The sequence below is a fragment of the Methylomonas sp. genome, from assembly GCF_023228165.1.
Taxonomy (GTDB): Bacteria; Pseudomonadota; Gammaproteobacteria; order Methylococcales; family Methylomonadaceae; genus Methylomonas.
Genome location: NZ_JALOBS010000024.1, coordinates 13,941 through 31,693 on the forward strand (window position 1 = coordinate 13,941; position 17,753 = coordinate 31,693).

General features: G+C 44.0%; 13 protein-coding genes. 8 read left to right on the forward strand and 5 right to left on the reverse strand.

Going from position 1 to position 17,753, the window contains the following annotated elements:
* Nucleotides 1-51: 51 nt before the first annotated feature.
* Nucleotides 52-561: a hypothetical protein gene (locus tag M0R33_RS17125; protein ID WP_292572005.1), complete on the reverse strand. Its 510-nt coding sequence runs from the start codon at nt 559-561 to the stop codon at nt 52-54.
* 151 nt (nt 562-712) lie between these two features.
* Here M0R33_RS17125 and M0R33_RS17130 point away from each other — a divergent pair, with 151 nt between their 5' ends.
* From M0R33_RS17130 to M0R33_RS17150, 5 genes are all read left to right on the forward strand, one after another.
* Nucleotides 713-1,078 (forward strand): hypothetical protein, encoded by a 366-nt coding sequence (locus M0R33_RS17130; RefSeq protein ID WP_292572008.1) that lies wholly within the window; start codon nt 713-715, stop codon nt 1,076-1,078.
* A 385-nt stretch (nt 1,079-1,463) separates the two neighbouring features.
* The gene (locus tag M0R33_RS17135) at nt 1,464-1,766 is read left to right on the forward strand and encodes a hypothetical protein (RefSeq protein ID WP_292572010.1); all 303 of its coding nucleotides are present in this window, start codon (nt 1,464-1,466) and stop codon (nt 1,764-1,766) included.
* 128 nt (nt 1,767-1,894) lie between these two features.
* On the forward strand, nt 1,895-4,168 hold the full coding sequence (locus M0R33_RS17140; RefSeq protein WP_292572013.1) for a primase-helicase family protein: 2,274 nt from the start codon (nt 1,895-1,897) through the stop codon (nt 4,166-4,168).
* Nucleotides 4,169-4,818: 650 nt separating this feature from the next.
* Nucleotides 4,819-8,604, forward strand: coding sequence for a hypothetical protein (locus M0R33_RS17145; protein ID WP_292572016.1), 3,786 nt, complete (start codon nt 4,819-4,821; stop codon nt 8,602-8,604).
* A 662-nt stretch (nt 8,605-9,266) separates the two neighbouring features.
* Entirely contained in the window at nt 9,267-10,445 is a 1,179-nt protein-coding gene (locus M0R33_RS17150) for a hypothetical protein (protein ID WP_292572018.1), read from the forward strand.
* A gap of 36 nt (nt 10,446-10,481) precedes the next feature.
* Here the strand turns inward: M0R33_RS17150 and M0R33_RS17155 are convergent, their stop codons facing one another.
* Genes M0R33_RS17155 through M0R33_RS17165 form a run of 3 tightly spaced genes read right to left on the reverse strand, consistent with a single transcriptional unit; the run spans nt 10,482 to nt 13,889 of the window.
* On the reverse strand, nt 10,482-11,600 hold the full coding sequence (locus M0R33_RS17155; protein WP_292572020.1) for a hypothetical protein: 1,119 nt from the start codon (nt 11,598-11,600) through the stop codon (nt 10,482-10,484).
* Between the two features lie 38 nt (nt 11,601-11,638).
* On the reverse strand, nt 11,639-12,748 hold the full coding sequence (locus M0R33_RS17160; RefSeq protein ID WP_292572022.1) for a hypothetical protein: 1,110 nt from the start codon (nt 12,746-12,748) through the stop codon (nt 11,639-11,641).
* 40 nt (nt 12,749-12,788) lie between these two features.
* The gene (locus tag M0R33_RS17165) at nt 12,789-13,889 is read right to left on the reverse strand and encodes a hypothetical protein (protein ID WP_292572024.1); all 1,101 of its coding nucleotides are present in this window, start codon (nt 13,887-13,889) and stop codon (nt 12,789-12,791) included.
* 82 nt (nt 13,890-13,971) lie between these two features.
* Between M0R33_RS17165 and M0R33_RS17170 the strand changes: the two genes are divergently transcribed.
* The 3 genes from M0R33_RS17170 to M0R33_RS17180 all read left to right on the forward strand — a co-directional run bounded on the left by M0R33_RS17170 (nt 13,972) and on the right by M0R33_RS17180 (nt 16,481).
* Entirely contained in the window at nt 13,972-14,802 is an 831-nt protein-coding gene (locus M0R33_RS17170; protein ID WP_292572027.1) for a hypothetical protein, read from the forward strand.
* A 24-nt stretch (nt 14,803-14,826) separates the two neighbouring features.
* On the forward strand, nt 14,827-15,612 hold the full coding sequence (locus M0R33_RS17175) for a hypothetical protein (RefSeq protein ID WP_292572029.1): 786 nt from the start codon (nt 14,827-14,829) through the stop codon (nt 15,610-15,612).
* 83 nt (nt 15,613-15,695) lie between these two features.
* A complete protein-coding gene (locus tag M0R33_RS17180) occupies nt 15,696-16,481 on the forward strand; it encodes a hypothetical protein (protein ID WP_292572031.1) in 786 nt (261 codons plus the stop codon).
* Between the two features lie 639 nt (nt 16,482-17,120).
* On the opposite strand, the gene M0R33_RS17185 is transcribed toward M0R33_RS17180, so the two are convergent.
* A complete protein-coding gene (locus M0R33_RS17185; protein WP_292572034.1) occupies nt 17,121-17,621 on the reverse strand; it encodes a hypothetical protein in 501 nt (166 codons plus the stop codon).
* Nucleotides 17,622-17,753: the final 132 nt, after the last annotated feature.

Consider the following 17,753-nt stretch of genomic DNA (forward strand, 5'->3'; position numbering starts at 1 on the left):
GAAGAATAGACAAAAAAGATAATCTTCCTCTCTCGCCAATGATGGGAGAATTTACATCCTCGCATCGCTTTGGCATCGTCCTCCTTCTTTTAATGCTAATAATTGTGTAAATGCGACGAATAACTCAAATAGAATTTTATCCGCGTCTTTACTGCCACTCTGAATTCTGTTAAAGACTATTATTTCATCTCGCATCATTTTATGGTCGCCGAAGATATTTCTATGTCGCACATTGCGCGAATATTCTTCGCCGCGTGAATGTGTGGTTTCGCGTTGCGAATATTCCACGATTTTCGCCGCTGTTGGCGCCGCAATCTGCATGTAATTTTCCAAATTCGCCGCAATGCGATCCGTAAGATACCGATACTCGCTCATATAATCCGCGATTGACATTTGGCAAAAACTGGAATCTTTTACAGAAATTCGCTGGCGACTCGCCGAAGGCACGTTCGCCCATTGCGCGGATACTGCTGTTGCGTCCATCAATACTTTGACTAATCTTCTTTGTATTTGATATGGTTCTTGCGAAGCGGATGAGGCGGTGCCGGAATCTTGCGCCATTAAAACTATCCCTTATTAGAATATCTGTATTTCAAATTTACTCTCTATAGAGAGATACATGCGTTTCTGCTAAATTGAGACTTAAGCGGCATCAGTTTATACGTTTTTAAACTCGCATAAAAAAGTACTCAAATCAATATATAGATAGCGAATGGCAGAAACAACAGAAATACACGAAGAAAGCGCCCAGAGTGAGACGATTCCTGACGAAACTACGATAGTCACTAAACGCGGACGACCTAAGAAATACAATACGCCAGAGGAACGCCATGTTGCGGCAATGGAATCATCAAAGCGATATTACAAACGTCTTGTAGTAATTTCGCATCAATTCGGGCATCTCGTGCCAATTGAAAATCAACCGACACCCGAAGATAAACTTGAGAGAAAAAAACTGCAACATCGGGATGCCATGAAGCGGTATTACGCCTCTCATCGTGATGAGATACTCGCATATCAAAACGAATACAACCGCACTCATGATAAGTTTCATGCGGCGACTAAAGAAAAAAAATAATAACTTTTGATATATTTTTTTGTTCGCATAAATATATCACCATCCCGAGAAGAAAAAAACAAGTAAAACCCGAGAGCAGCAGTGATAATTCCCTGCTGCCTCATTAATTAATCGCAAAGTTTTAAATGGCGATTCCGCGTGCAATAGTGGGTCCGCAAAATATTGAATTTTTCGATTGTTCTGTCGCGCAAAAGCTCCACCAGAGGTGTCGAGCCTTTGGCGAGCTCATTCGTGGCAAAATTACGCCCGTAGAACGGGGTTTTCTGCAGCGGTATATTGATGGACCAAGTTTGATTGAATGATATTTTTCCGAATCCATTATGTGCGAGAATATTCTCATATTTTCATTAAATCTTGTTTTTGTAATTTATATAAGTGATAATAAATGGCAAACAAAGACATCGACCCAAGTACAGAAATTTTACAAAAAACAATACTACTTCCGCAACAAAGTGCCGAGCCGGCGGCTCCGAGGCACCGCGGTCGTCCGCGAAAATATTTTACCGAAGAAGAGAGGGTGGCGGCGATAACAGCAGCGAGTAAACGATTCGCGGAGCGCGTTGATGTTGCAAAGCACGGGGGCGGGTTTGCATTTGTGAGGCATAAAAACCCAACCAAAGAAGATAAACGCGTAAATCGCCAGCAGCATTATGCAGCCAAAAAAATGAAGGATGCTTCGGGTATTTAATTATTTATCAAATTATTTTTTTATTGCTGATATTTATATATAGCGCGCATAGACAAAAAAATCGTACGAGTGCGGAATCACTCATACAAACCAGAGACCATCTACTTTAACGCGGGAAAATTTTTTAAATGGCAGAAAAAAAGAAAATTCGCGGACCAACTGTCTTTGAGTATTTTCGTCGCGACATCGCAGAGACTCTATTGCGCGGCAAGATAAATGCGCAAGCTAAATATTTTCTGAAACTATACCTCAATGCCTCGGAACATGCATCTGACGCACCGCCATCAGGAAGCGATGCAATTCAGGCGCCTCATGCGATTCATCGCGTCTCGGTGAACCATTTTCGCGCGGCATTTGGACGGTTGTACCCTTCGATTGGCGACTTTGATACAAAGAAAGTTCTACGCTGGTCTGGCGCGACCATGCCGTGCGAAATTCGTAATCACCTGTTTTCTGAACTATATTACGACCTCGATATAGTCAACGCGCATCCGACAATTGCTTTGGCACTTTTCGAAAAATATGAATTGCCCCATGCGGAGACTGAACATTATGTCAATTGCCGCGAAGATTGCCTCAACAATGTGATTTCGTTGTGTGGTGGAATGCAAGTCGTCAATCGCGATGAGGTGAAAATCCTCTTCATTTCGCTTCTTTATGGTGGTTCCGTTCAATATTGGGCGATGACCCACAATATCGAGCCATCCGTGCTCATTAATTCGCGCTATGGCAAATTATTCGATGAGGTCAAAAATAATATCCGGGTAATTACGGCACACGAGGATTTCGCCGATATAAGGCGCTTCGTTGATAATGCGCGTGCATGTAAGTTCAAAAATCATTTCGACTATATGAAGAAACTCGTCGGACATGATGAAAAACCAACCATCTTCGCGTTTATTTGTCAAAATATTGAACGCATGGCATTAGAGATTATTATCAAACAAGCCGCGGATGGTGGATTTGAAGTCGGTGCACTAATTTTTGATGGTTGCCATATTCGCAGAACGCGTGAATTGACTGATGCGCATCTTCGCAGTTGGGAATCCGCGATTGCGCGCGAATTAAACATTCCGGTGAAATTGCTCATCAAGCCGATGAATTTAGACCCGTCTCTACTTGACCCATCGGAGGGAATCGATTCATACGAGCAAGTCAAAGCATCTTTCGAGAAGGCGGCGTTTTTCTGTCGCAGCACAGCGTTGTTTTACGAAATCATCATCACTCCCGATGAATATATGTTCATAGCGCGCTCTTATAATGATTTCGCACTCGTTTATAAACCGCTGGTTTACATAGACTTTGATGACCACCATAATTTGAAAAAGTTCTGCTTTACGGATAAATGGATTAAAGACCCAAATCAGCGACAATATTTGCGGGTTACATTTGCGCCTCCTCCACTTGTTGCGAAACAGTACGAATTTAACCAATGGATGGGATTTTGCATCGAACAGTACCCGCTACCCCCGGAAAATGACTGTATCGCTCGTGAAGGATGCGAATTGATAATCCGCCACATGCGGCTATTAACGAACAATGATGAAACGTTATTCCATTACATGTGGCTGTGGTTCGCTGATATGGTCAAATTTCCCGGAAGAAAATCCCGCGTATTGCTTATCTTGCGCAGTAAGGCGCAACAGATCGGCAAATCGTTATTATTCGAGATTTTCGAGAATTTGTTTGGTAAATTGCTGGCGATTAGTGTTGACGACCCAAATTTAATCCTCGGCGAATTTAACGCAAATATCGGCGGAAAACTGTTAATTTGCCTCGAAGAACTAAAGAAAACAGCCATATCCAGCGATAATCAAGAGCGATTAAAGAATCTCCTCACGCGGCGAGAAGATGTCGTCAACGAAAAAAACAAGCCTACATACCGATTGCCCAGTCTTGCGCGTTATTTAGTGTGTACCAATTCGCGGAATTCGCTGCCAGTCGAAATGGGGGATGCGCGTATATGCGCCATTGATGTAAAATGCGAGCGACAACCGGATGCCTATTATTTCGCACTCGTCACAGCCGCCAAAGATAAAAGCGTACTCCGGCGATTTTTTGAAATGCTCAAAAATGAGCAGGAAGTAACCGCGACATTAAATCTTGCGACATTTCGCCCGAAAACGGAATTTTTCTGCGACATGCGTGAATTAAATGTTTCGCCGGATATTCGGTTCTTTTGCGATTTTATCTGCGAGCAAAATGCGCGCACTCCGGAAAACGAGAAATTTTTAATCACTCACCGGGATTTACACGCGCACTATCTTGAACAAATTACTGGAAGATTAACCGGCATCGTATCACCGATACAGCTTGGTAAGGATATCAAATCAATGATAAATGATGTACCGGAAGATAAATGCGGAATTAGGTCTTATATGTCTGGCGGATGCCGCAAATAAACTTACCGCTGGCAGTGAATTGGCTCATGGAAATCGGCTATATCGAAATGGATTCGTAAAAAATTCTGCGAACACCTGCTGGATTCGTTTTTTTTGCGTGAAAACGCCGATAAACTGCTTAACTCGACAAAAAATAAAACTCTCTACAATTCTCTTCATACCACCTTTCAAAGAGGATATCGCCATGAAGAGAATTGGCGTTTTAATCGCCGCTGCACATCTTTTTTACAGTGTAGAGGGGTGTCGAGAAGAAAACGAACTTTTTCCCTTTTAATCACTCGCGATTTTTCGTAAATTTTTTTCGCCGCGCCCCATTGAAGTTGCTTTTTTCTCCTCTTCTATTCTTCTTTCCAAAAAAGAGAGAGATGTATAAAGAAATATAAGTTAAATCCTCTTTATGGCGAGTGGTTCGGGACTGTAGAGAAGGAACTTTTTCTTCTCTACAATTCTCTTCACCTTTCTACAATCCAAAATGATGATGGCTGAGGGTAGCAGCGGCTCGGTTCTGTTAAAGGCGACCATTTCCTTTTTTTAGAAAAGTGCCATCGTCGCCATTTTCCCGTGCAGAGTGAATCTCTATCAACCGCAATATTCGCCGCCTTTTCGCTGAATAAATTGATATTTCAAATTTACTTCTTATAGAGATATAGATGGATTCTAAAGCACAAGATAAGGATGACCCTGCCCCAAAGAAGACTGCAACGCCCGACGCCGGAGGTGTCCTGAAAATGCGCGAAACCGATAGCGGCGTAACATCGCAGGATTTGATGGCGCTTCTCCGCTGTGCTTATCTTTGCAAAAAGCCGGCTGGGCATCATCTGCGCTCAATGAATTTCTTCTACCACACCGGACTTCGGCAAATTATCACGGATATCTTCAAAATCGAAGGCGTGATAAAAAATACGCGCGAAGCCACTCAAGAAGATAAATCAATAGAATCTATTCACTTTGAAGTTAAATTTTCAAATGTCAAGTGCGAAAGCCCCAGTATCGCCAAAGTGCGTTCCGGGCTGCCTGAATTGTTGACGCCGAATTATGCGCGCAAAATGTCGCTTACTTACGCAATTAGAACTACTGTAGATGTTAGCATGATTGCAACCGCGGTAATGGTCGGCACTCCGCATTCAGAAAAACGCATCGAAGAGAAATTAATCGGGCATCATCTCGCGCAAATTCAATGTATGGTCGGCTCGGACCTCTGCACGACAGCAGGACGTTCGCGCGAAGCATTAATCGAAATGGAAGAAGACCCAAATGACGCTCTTGGCTATTTTATCTTGAATGGCGGCGAATGGAGTGTTGACTGCCTGGAGAATATCACGAGCAACCTTGCGCACATCTTCAAAAATATGTACGAGAATGAAGTTGCGCGGCTCAATTTCTTGAGCAAATTCGGCGATGCGTTTGAAAATTCTAATAAACTGACAGTCATCTATACAACATCCGGCGCTATTGAAGTGCAATTCCAAACAAATCAAAAAGAGCAGGAACTCACAGTGCCGTTTTACGTGATATTTCGCGCATTCGGAATGACGAGCGATGTCGACATCGTGAATACGATTGTTGGCGATTGTACATTGACCGACCCAATTACGACTACTCTTCTTGATGTCATAGATCGCGCATATTTGGCGCAGACGCGCATTGGCACGCATTCCGCACAGCAGCGTCCGGGCGCCGAATCTGAGCAAAGTGTGGAAAGTTCTGCAAAAATAGTCCATGAATATGACACAGCGGAGATTTTACTATGGCTCGCGGCAAAAGCGAAAGCCATTCCGCGCCATGGCGATGAAATGAAAAATGAGGAGTTCAAGAGAAAAGCCGCCGAAGAGATGCGCAATATATGCAATACGCGGATTTTCCAACATATGGGCGCATCGGATGCCGATGTTGGGCGCAAACTGCGACTTCTCGGATATTTGATTTATAAACTGCTTCTCGTTGCACTGGGAATTATGGAGCAAACAGACCGCGATTCATATCGCACGAAGCGCGTGCATGCAGCCGGAATTTCACTGGCGAAAGCATTTAAAACGGATTTCAATATTGCCGTTGTGCATGAAATTCGTAAGCGCCTGCGCAAGGCATTCGAGAGTTCAAGTTTCTCAGAAGTGCGAATGAGCGAGCAAGTGAGTCGCGTTCTCGCGGAAGACAAACTTCACCAGCTATTATCGCAGGCGATTTCCACCGGCAATAAAATTCTGAAAGTTCGCCAACAAACCGTGACGAATCGTGTGGCATCACAGGCATTTTATCGCAAGAATGATGCGCATTCTATTTCCGTAAATGGTTCTATTTCGGTACAAAACGCTGGACCGAATAAACACAATATACGCGCCGATGAGATTCGTCGCGTTCATAGCACATATGCCGGCTTTATTGATGTCTCACAAAGCGCAGATTCGGGAATGAAAGTCGGAATTAGTAAGCAAATCACAATTGCGACAACAATTACGGATGCGAGCTCCAGCATAATGCTAAAGACTCTTATTCGCGAGGATAAAGCGATTATGTCTGTTGATGCCGTAACAACGCAGGAAATAGTTCGCAATAAATTGTCGCGCGTATTTGTCAATGGCGATTGGATCGGCTGCTGCACGGAAGACCATTTGCTTGTGGCGCGCTATCGCAAACTTCGCAGAGAGCATCCGGAGTTAATCCATCGGCATACATCCATTTATTGGGACATAAATCTCCGCGAAGTCTATTTTTGGACAGATTACGGGCGTTTAGTGCGCCCATTCCTTCTCGTCTTTAATAATCTCGAAGAGTATGATGCGGAATGCCTTGAAGCAAAAAAGAAAGGAATAGCGCCGCCGCCGACTTCGAAATTCCATCAGTGGTTGGCGATTCGCAGAGAGCACGTCGAAATGCTGCACAACATGAAGCCGGAAATCGCAATGGAAAAACTGGCAGAAGAAGGCGTAATTGAATATCTTACGCCGGATGAATTCGAAAATTGTCTTGTAGCGAAGAATATCGATGTTCTGCGCGAAGATGCGCATAGCATTACGATGCGCTACACGCATTGCGAAATCGAGCAGGCGATTTTCGGCGTTGTAATGCTCTCTTCGCCGCTTGTTAATTGCTCGAATGCAGCGCGCTCCACAATGTGGACTTGCCATCGGCGCAGTTCGAGCAATTGGTTCACGCTGAATTATCCTTATCGCGTTGACAAAAACACAATGCTGCAATATTATTGCGAATATCCAATCGTTTCGAGTTTTTCCGATTCGCTAATGAATCCGAATGGGCTTAATGCGATTGTTGCGCTTATAGTGCATACGGGGCGTAATCAAGAAGATTCCGTGGTATTTAATGGTTCTTCTCGCGCTCGCGGAATGTATAGCGGGGCATTTTATAGTTACGAATTTTCGGAATTAGAAAAAGGCGAACGTTTTGAGCCGCCGCCGGCAGAAAACGTCGCAGATAGGCGTCACGAAGCCGTTTATAGTCACTTAGGGCGCGATGGAATGCCGCCAATTGGCACGGAAATAAAGAAAGGATATGTGCTCATCGCGAAAACCGCCGTAATCCAAAAAACGCATGAAACAGGAAAGCCATCATTTGTTGATAAATCCATTGTGTATCGCTGGGAAACACCGGCAGTCGTGGATAATGTGATTCTCTGTGAATCTGACCAGCATCCACTCGCGAAAGTACGCTGGCGGCAAGAGAAGTCGCCGATTGTTGGCGATAAATTGAGCAGCAGAATGGGCAATAAAGGGATTATTTCTTATATTGTGCCAGAATGCGATATGCCATACGAAGAAAAAACAGGAATGCGCCCGGATATTCTCGTGAATGCGCACTCAATTCCAGCAAGAAGGGCAATTAATCAACTCATTGAATCAATGCTCGGCACTCTTGGCGCATGTTGGGGCTGCCATATTGATGCAACGTGTTTTCAGCGATTTGATATTTCTCGCGCAATTGCAGAATTAGAAAAGTTCGGAATCAAGTACGGCGGGCAGCGCAGGCTCTATAATGGAATGAGTGGCGATTGGCTCGATACGCAAATCTTCATTGGACCGACCGTATATCAGCGGCATCAGAAATTTGCGGATATGGACCAATATGCAGCGTGGGTAGGACCTACAAATGCATTGAGCCATCAGCCATTTGGCGGCAAACAGAACGACGGCTCGTTAAAAATAAGCGAGATGGAGAATGATGTAATTGAAGCGCAGGGTTCAATGCGTGCGCTCTGCGAGAAATTTTACGAATGCTCAGATGGCTGTATGATCTATGTTTGCCGCAACTGCGGGAAAAGAGCGATTGTCAATACCACCGAGAACATCTTCGAATGTGCCTTTTGCAACGAGATGGCGGACATCGTCAGTGTGCCTTCGAGTTGGGTCGCGAACTTGTTCCTCAACGAACTCGTCGCGATGGGGGTGGGCACTACTCTCGAAATGGAGAAACCAGTGCTATGAATTTAATATCTACGACACGCATTTATTCCAATTCCGCATATTATTTTTTTCTTTCGAAAAAACATCATGTGATACTTATGGCGTCTTATAAATGACAAATGCGAAATATTTTCTGCGCTGCGCAAATATACACTTAATATGCCACAAAGTCGGCATTCTCGCCGCAGGAAGTCGAGTAGAAAGTCCCGAAAATCACGCAAGAAAATAGGCGGAAAAGCTCGGCAAAGCCGTACCCGCAACATAAGTGCGCAACAGCGCAAATCGCGCGGTTCTCGCAAAAAAGCCACAGCCGCACAACCGCGCAAACGCAGAGAATCACGGCGCGAGCCGGTTATTAGTGCGCAAAGATTAGCCGCCATAGCAACCAGCGATTTCGCACCACATGTGGCGGCGACCCTTCCAAGAAGACAACTTCAGGAACCTTCGTCAAGAAGCCTGACTGATCTCGAAATTATGGCGCGCAAAAAAGGCATTCCTGTTGCCGGGCTCTCGCCCGATGCGATCCTTCATCGCTTGCACGAATATAAGACATAATCAATTCTCACTTCGCTCCCTGTGATTCATCTTTTTTTATACAACACGTTTACCGCCATCAAATATACACAATGTATAGCCGGCTAAATATCGCGCAATATCTGATTCCGCTCGCCGAGCATTATTCCGTGAGTTTCGACCGCGCCCTTTTCGAGCCGTATTTCGAGAAGATTTTCGAATTCGCAGCCGCACGAAAACTCACAATTGGCGGCAAATTTGGATTGAGTTGCCTTTATCCGACGCTGAATACCGCGCCAAATGAATGGGCGCCAATCGACTTATACTGCGATAATCTCGCAAAGAATATGCGCGATTTGACGGACGCACTATTCGCAAATGTCAACGAGAAACTCCTCGACAAAGATAGTATTATTCTTACTTCTTTTATTCGCGATCGCGAATATACGATTTCCATCGAAGAGCGCGCGATTGCATTTGGGCATGTCCTCGGAAAATATCGAGGAATGGATTTAGCAAAGATAATGACACCAGTAAAGACCGGTAAATATCTTGTATTATCCGGCGAATTGCAGGGAATCAGAATCGCGCAAATGCTGTACAATCCCGCACAAATTGGGAAATTCCTGGACAATCTCGAAATATTTACGAAAATTGCCGACGCACTAATCGCGAAACATCCATCGCCAAAATGGATAACAGCCGGGCATTCACTTTGCAAAAAAGTATTCGATGCGATTCCTGCGGCATTTGGCAATTCTGCGGTGATTGTAGGCGATTATGCTTGGCGATTTCTTTTCGAGAAACAATCCGCCGAAAAATCGCCAATTCTCCAGCATAATCGCCTGCAATTTCTCGCGGGCGAAATATCAGATGAAAGTCTCACAGATTTCGCAAAAAAGACGCTCGGTGCCGCCGCGCGCGTAATCCCGTTCTTCGCGAATTTGCCATCTGATTTTCGCTTCAAGAAGTGGACAATTTACGCGGCTGATGAGCCGGTGTGTGATGTATTTAATTCACTCGCATATGAAGCAATTCCCGCGATTCCGATTACATTTGAATCGCGCAAATATTTCTTCGCGAATTACATGACGGCAATCCGCATTATCTTAATTGATAGTCATATGATGTCTTGCGTGGCGGCACTCACTGGGGCAACAAAATCGACAATTTTCGAGCAAAAAGCAGCGATTTTAAGCCGCCAGTTCTTGAGCAATTTTCGCGAGCAACACTGCGATTGGATTTTCCCGAAAGAATATATTGGTATGATAATACCCGAAGCAGTCGCGAAAAAACAAATCGCGCATAGCACAGAGCCGCCGTATTGCCCCACTGCGCATCGCGATTAAAAGTAGTAAATTTCCGATATCGCGACTATTTTCTTGTTATTCGATTTCCATCGGAATGTCATCGCGCGAGTCTGCGTTTTGCAAATCGGCAATCGCATTGCTGAAAATCGCATTTATCCTTGAGTCTGCGAAATATTCAGTGCGCGCCCAAGCGCAACGCAGCGAATCGGCTGTTAATCGCGCGTACACGATATTCGTGCTCCATTTCGCGAGTATTTTGAATAGTGCAATGAAATTTCTTTTTTTCGCCGCGAAAATGATTTCGAAAGTGTAATTAATTTCAACTGCAAATGTCAAAATCCAATCAATTATGCCATGGTTGTCTCTTTTTATCGCCGCGTGTAAACAATAATGCATCATGTCGCTGATATTATTTGGACTTGACATATGACGTCCTATCTCGTTTATTAGTTCTTTATCGAGACTATGACACACCGTCCACAAATCACATTTGGCAATACAGTCTCTCCCAGCGGCGTTTTGTTTGATTAATTCGCGATGACCACATTCCAGGGCACTTTCGCAGAAGTAGTGATTTAGATTTATTGAAGAATTTCTACATGCGTTGCATTCCAAAAGCGCGAGATTACCGGTCTTTCCCGCGTACGATGCGATTGCCGCCGCGTAATTGATATGTTTGCGAAAAGTCGCATGATGCCACGCAAGATATGCGGCATCGGCATCTGCAGAAACGCCTTTACCCGGCAGAAAAAGTATCATGCAAGTGTTAAATCCAAAATGACGAATTAGCCGTCGCATAACTGCTATTCTTCGATATTTGCACGCATATTTTACTGGTTTGTGTGGATCATATGCTTGTTGCGTAACATTGCGAAATGAATCAACAATATCCGTGCGCCCATAATCACAGGCGCCGCGAAAAATGTTGTAATTCGCACCATTGCGATATATTCTGTATTGCGGCGCGATATCTGATCTAATGCAATATCTGCCAACATCCCGGAAATAATGCGATGAACATGGCGTTTCACGTTTTGCCAGCGCGAGATCGAGTGTGAATCGGCTTTTCTTTGCAATAAGCGCATCGGCAATATCGCGAAAATCGCGCGAAACAGCTCTCATGCGCCAAAGAGTGCGGTAATCGGATATCTCCCCAATGATTTCTTGCCAAACAAAAGGCGAAATCGCACCCATTCTTTATTGTTTTTTTAGATACCGAAATCAAAAAAAGATTAATGTTCCTGCGAAGTTGTGCTTGGCTCGCCATTTAGTAATTTATTGAGTTTTTCTATAGCGTCCGTATCGCCGCGGTATTCCATTATTTCAAAAATAGCGCGCAGCGTTGCACTGAGTATTTTTGGAGCTCCCGGCAATAGGGTACATTTTATTAAAAGTATGCAAAAAGTTGCGAAATTGCTTCTCTTTGCCGCGTTCACAAGTGAACCAGTGGGAATGCTCGTTATTTCGGTTTCCGATAAAATCCAATCGATGATATCTTGCCTATTTTTCTTGATTGCGACTGGTAGAGTATGATAATGAAGATTGCTAACATCGCGACCATAATTGTGCTCAAAAGTCTCGATTAGATTTCTGTCAAGACTTTCGTATATTTCGATTGAATGAGAGCTCCAAAAACAATCTTCCCAATTGGTTGGGCGTTCGATGACACTCGTATGTCCATATTTAATTGCATTAAAGCAAAATAATTTGTATTTTGCGCTATCCATCGTTAGTCCGCATTTTTCTAAAAATGTTCTATCACCAATCATTCCGGCATATGCCGCGATTGTTTCTGCGTAATCGATAAATCTTCCGGAGAAAGTTTCTTTGTGCCATGCAAGATAAGCCGCGTTCGCATCCGCTGAAACACCGTTTCCCGGCGGATATAGTTTCATACATTTATTTTCGCTTCCAGCGTAATAATCTAATAATCGGCGCATAATCGAAATTCTGCGATATTTGCACGCCGGCTTAGTAAAATCGCATAATTCGAGTAACAACGGACTTGTATGCAGTAAATCAATCAAATCGATTCTTCCAAAACTACAAACACCCCGAATAATATATTCACATTCACTCAGTTTTGCACCCGATTTTACGAAAAGCGCGATATCAGCGCGAGTGCAATATCTGCCGACATCCTGGAAATATAAATAGCGGCACGGCGATTCGCGTTTTGCCAGTGCGCGATCGAGCGTGAACCGGCTTTTCTTTGCGATAAGCATATCGGCAATATCGCGAAAATCGCGTGAAACGGCTCGAATACACCAAAGCACGCGATAATCGACGATTTTCTCAATTATTTCTTGCCAAGTAAATGGCGAAAGCGTGCAAATATCCATTATTCAGTTAATCTCCGAGATGCGCCATTCAAAAAAAAGATTAATGCTCCGGCGATGTTGCGCTTAATTCGCTGATTATCTTGTTGAGATTCCCGATAACAAACATATCGCCATAATATTCGACCCGTTCTAAAATATTACGCAGCGCTGCAACATGCAAATAAGTGGATGGTGGATCGCTTTTTGCCAAAATCGCACAAATGGCAGTGAAATTTCTCTTCTTCGCGGCGAAAAACAACATATCAGAGAGGTCTCCGAGCGTCTCAGTTTCGGATAAAATCCATTCAATAATGTCTTGTCTATTTCTCTTGATCGCGGCTGGCAATGTATGACCGTGACGATTTTTAATGGAATAACCATGAATAAGTTCAAAAGTCTTGATTAAATCCCTATCGAGACTTTTGTATACTTCGCCCGAACGCAAGATCCACTCTTCATCGTGCCAATCAATCGGATGTTTAATAGCGCTGACGTGTCCATATTCGATTGCATTTATGCAAAATAGCGTATCAAGTCTTTCATCTGCCTTTATTCCATTTTTTTCTAAAAATGACGCATCACCAATTTTCCCCGCATATGCTGCGATTGTTACTGCGTAATCGTCACGCCTGGAGAAAGTCTCGTGATGCCACGCGAGATAAGCTCTATTTGCATCTGCCGAAACATTTTTCCCCGGTGGGAATAATCTCATACAAATATTCTTCGTATTCCCGATATGAATAAACCAACGACTCATGATAGAGATTCTGCGATATTTGCACGCATATTTAACAAAATCGACAAAGCAATACAATTTCAACAGTTCGTGGATTAAATCGAATATATCCGTCCTTCCAAAACAACAAGCGCCGCGGAACACCTTGTCATAAAATTTGTTCGCGAAATCGCCCGATTTCACCAAAGGTGTAATATCGGCACACGTACAATATCTGCCAACATCTCGAAAATATAAGTGGCTGCATGACGATTCGCGTTTTGCCATTGCCAGATCGAGCGTAAACCTGCTTTTCTTCGCAATAATCTTATCCGCGATATCGCGAAAATCGCGTGAAACTGCTCTCACGCGCCAAAGAGTGCGATAATCGGCAATTTGCTCGATTACCCCTTGCCAGGCGAAAGGCGAAAGAGTGATGGAATCCATTATATTTCGCATAACTCCTTTCAAAAAATAATCTCCTCCAGCTTCTTTTTTTGAATAGCATCGGCGCAAAGAATATATAGAAATGTCAACGACAGCCACTTATAATCAAACAATAGAAAAGCTCGCCTCTGGCTCGAGCGCTTTGCGCGAGCTCCCGCGTTGCGGTCGAGCCTTCGGCGAGCTCCCACGTTGCGGTCGAGCCTTCGGCGAGCTCGGCGGAGCCTCGACACCTTCGGTGGAGCTCGGCGGAGCCTCGACACCTTCGGTGGAGCTCGGCGGAGCCTCGACACCTTCGGTGGAGCTCGCGAAACGCGAATTAGTGCGAATCGTCAATTGCAATCGCATCGTCGGCATTCTTCTCGCGCAAATGAGTGGCGAGCACGAGGCGACAAACTCTCAGCAGAGCCTCGGCACCGCGCGAGTTGTTAAATTTATTAGTGTTGCGAGATTAGTACATCATCTAATGGAATGCGTGAAAATCGCCGGAATTAGCGCGATTCGGTGGATTCCCGAGCAGGATTTAATTAGCCTTGATGTTGCAGCCGGCTCAATTGTTGCCGGTGAAGAAAAAGTTTATCCAAATTTCACAGTGCTCGCGGCGCGCATCGATGATTGCCACCATAGTGGATTAAAATATATCATTACTGGCGGGATAGAATCGCTGCAAATTCGCCCAATTGAGGCGCTTGAATTAGAAATTGACGAAAACGCAACTGATGAACAAAATGTTCAATCACTCGCTATGCTTTATAATGCAGGGCGGCAATATTCCGAAGCCTGCGAATCTGGCGGAATCCTGTTTCGCGGCGATAAAAATTTTATTTTGATGAATTCGCGTACTATAGGCTCATGCTGGAAAAAATTTACACAGCATTGCCATCCGTATAACGCGTGCCAAAGCGTATTTTTTTGAAATCGCGTCTACATTGATATAAAGATGGCAAAGATTCCCAGTGGCATAGTAAGCATTAAATACATTCCAGAATATGAATGCGCATATGGTGCATCACCCGAGGGCGAAACCATTCCAGCCGACCGTAAAACTCCAATTGCTTTGGGTACCTATATCGCATACCCGAATGACCAATGCAATGACATTAACGATTTCGAAAAGAGCGTTAATTCGCTTATTTGGCAAACCACACTCGATGATCTCGCGGATGAGCATAACGTAGAATTATCCGAAAAAAAGCGCAATAACGTGCAGGTTATCGCGCAGCTATTCGATGAATATCAACGGGGTAATCTTTCCGAGGCAAATTTAAATTTACAAATCGAGGAACGCGAATTGGATATTACAATCGCAGAACTTTCGGAAATTATGAAATGCGCGCCCGCACAGAAAGCGCTTGATGTAATCCGCCAACTTAATCAGCCAATCGCCGGAGTAACTCGCGAAACGCGTATAAATTTCTGCATTGAGTACCCGCTCGATGGCATGGCAACTTTTTGCGTAAAATTCGGCGAAGATTTGCCAATATCACTGTTAACTCTCTATTACGTGCACTCCGCGGTTTACAGAGAAATATATCGGCTTGAAGCAGAGTACGAAAAACAGCGCGAATCGAGCGAGATAGATGGCGCTCAGCGGAATGCATGCACGCACTTCGGCATTTGGGGTCACGATTTAGGCGACCTTATCTACAATGGAGACGGAGATATTATTCGCGATCCGACGCTGAGCGGAGAATGGATTGAAGTCTATCTTGACTGCGATTCTTAATAAAAAGAGTGCGGGAGGGTCGTTTCATCGAATCATTCTCAAACTCTTATTTTTTTGAATTAACGCGCGCTTTGGATATAAAGATGGCGAATCTTCCTCGCGGCATTGTGAGCATGGAATATATCCCTGAGCATAAAAGCATATATAAATTAGCAACACTCGCCAATGCGCCGCCGGCAGAAACAGTTCCCGACGGCTGCACAAAAACTTCGATATCTCTCGGGGCGTACATTGCCTATCCCAGCGAAAAATTCGAAGATATTTATGATTTCGAAGAGAAAATTCATTCTGCCATCTGGAAGATTGCACTCCGCGAGATTGTCGATTTATCAGGGAGAAAACGCGATGATGTGAGAATTATTGCACCATTATTCGATGAATATCAGCGAAACAATCTCTCCGAGGGATTTTTAAATCGGCAAATCAAAAAATATTGTACAGATATCACAATCGCAGAACTTTCGAAAATTATGGAGCATTCACCGGCGCGAAATGCGCTGGAAATAATTCGCCAACTTCGCCAACCAATAGTGGGATTAACTCAAAACACACAGATACTTATCTGCGTTGATTTCCCGCTGGATGATGTGGCTACTTTTTGCGTGAAATTCAGCGAAGAAGTGCCAATGACGCTGGTTTCGCTTTATTACGCACATGCGGCTGTTTATAAAGAGATATTTCGCCTCGAAGCGGAATATGGGGAAAAAATGCACGACACACTGCGCAAAAGAATAAGCGGGCGTTTCGGCACTTGGGGATATGATATCGGCTCGCTCATTTACAATGGCGAAGGATGTATAATCCGCAAAGGCGACTCCGCAGAAGTTTATCTTCGTTGCGATTCCCTGGCGGATATGGCGGTGGATTAAAAAAATAATCGCTCATTGGCGATTCATTTTTTTGTTAATTGCGCGTGTGCAAAACGCGATTGATTTTATATGCGCGAGCTCGCCGGAGGCTCGACACCTTCGGTGGAGCTCGCGAAGCGGTCGGCGAACTACATTATGTGTTCTATAATGTACGCCGCATGCGGCTCGTAAATCTGCTCATCGAGTGGAGAAAGTGATATCGCCACCGGCTCGCAAACTTTCAGCTGCAGACTTGAAACTATTTTTATATCTCTGTCTCGTGCGTAGCAAAATGCGGATATTAGAAATCCGGAATCATGCGTTTCAATATCGCGCGCCAATCTCTCTGTGTCGAGATAAAATGACGTACTATTGCGCGCGAAACATACTAAAACAGTTGGTTCTTTTTCATCCGTAAATTGGATGATGAAATAGTTTGCCCAATTACAGCGATTTCCATCGCAGATATATTCTGCAACATACTCAGCTATTTGCCGCGCATGAACGACGGGTTCTATTTCGCATTCCATATTGTTACTATTTTGCGAAGTGCTTTTTTTGTCGCAGGGCATATTTATTGAGTGTATATATTGACTCTTTATTGAGCAATAGTCGCGAAGCCTTTATGCTATACTTCTGTTACTTCTATCATTTCGAAATTCAAAAGAAAAATATCTGAGTTTCTCTCGTAAAGCGTTTGCCCACAAATTCGCTGATATATATCTGCTGTGGAAGTGGGTCAATATTGACATTAAAGCGTTTGTGCCTCCCTGGAGTCATAGATTGCAATTGCGAAATGCACGCCGAAGATAGCGTTGTCGCTTCGTCTTCATTTTGCCGGAATATAGTCGCGATGACGGTGAAATCGAAGCCTTTTGCCATAATTTCGCGCGTCAATGGGGATTCGCCAAATTCGTCTATTGCCGGTATCGTTTTTGCATTTTGTTCAAATAAAAATCTTATGTAGAATAAATCGCCACCACAACAGCGCGTTTTATCATCCATGTATTCTTTGACAAAATTGGCAACGATATCCGCTTTCGAATAAGCAGTAGAAAGTTTTTGCGCGCTCGGCGAATCATCTGCGGCATCCGGAATAGTATACGTTTGTTTATAGCGCTGCGGAATTGAGACAATAAGAGTCGGCGGCAATACTGCCATGAACTTTCCTTTGTAAAGTATACTTCTTGACTAGAATGTACATCCTATTTTCAAAAGAAGATGGGGCAATCGCCCCCTTCAACTTCCAAATTCGCGAATGATGATTTGTCACTATTTTAAATGACGGTGCAC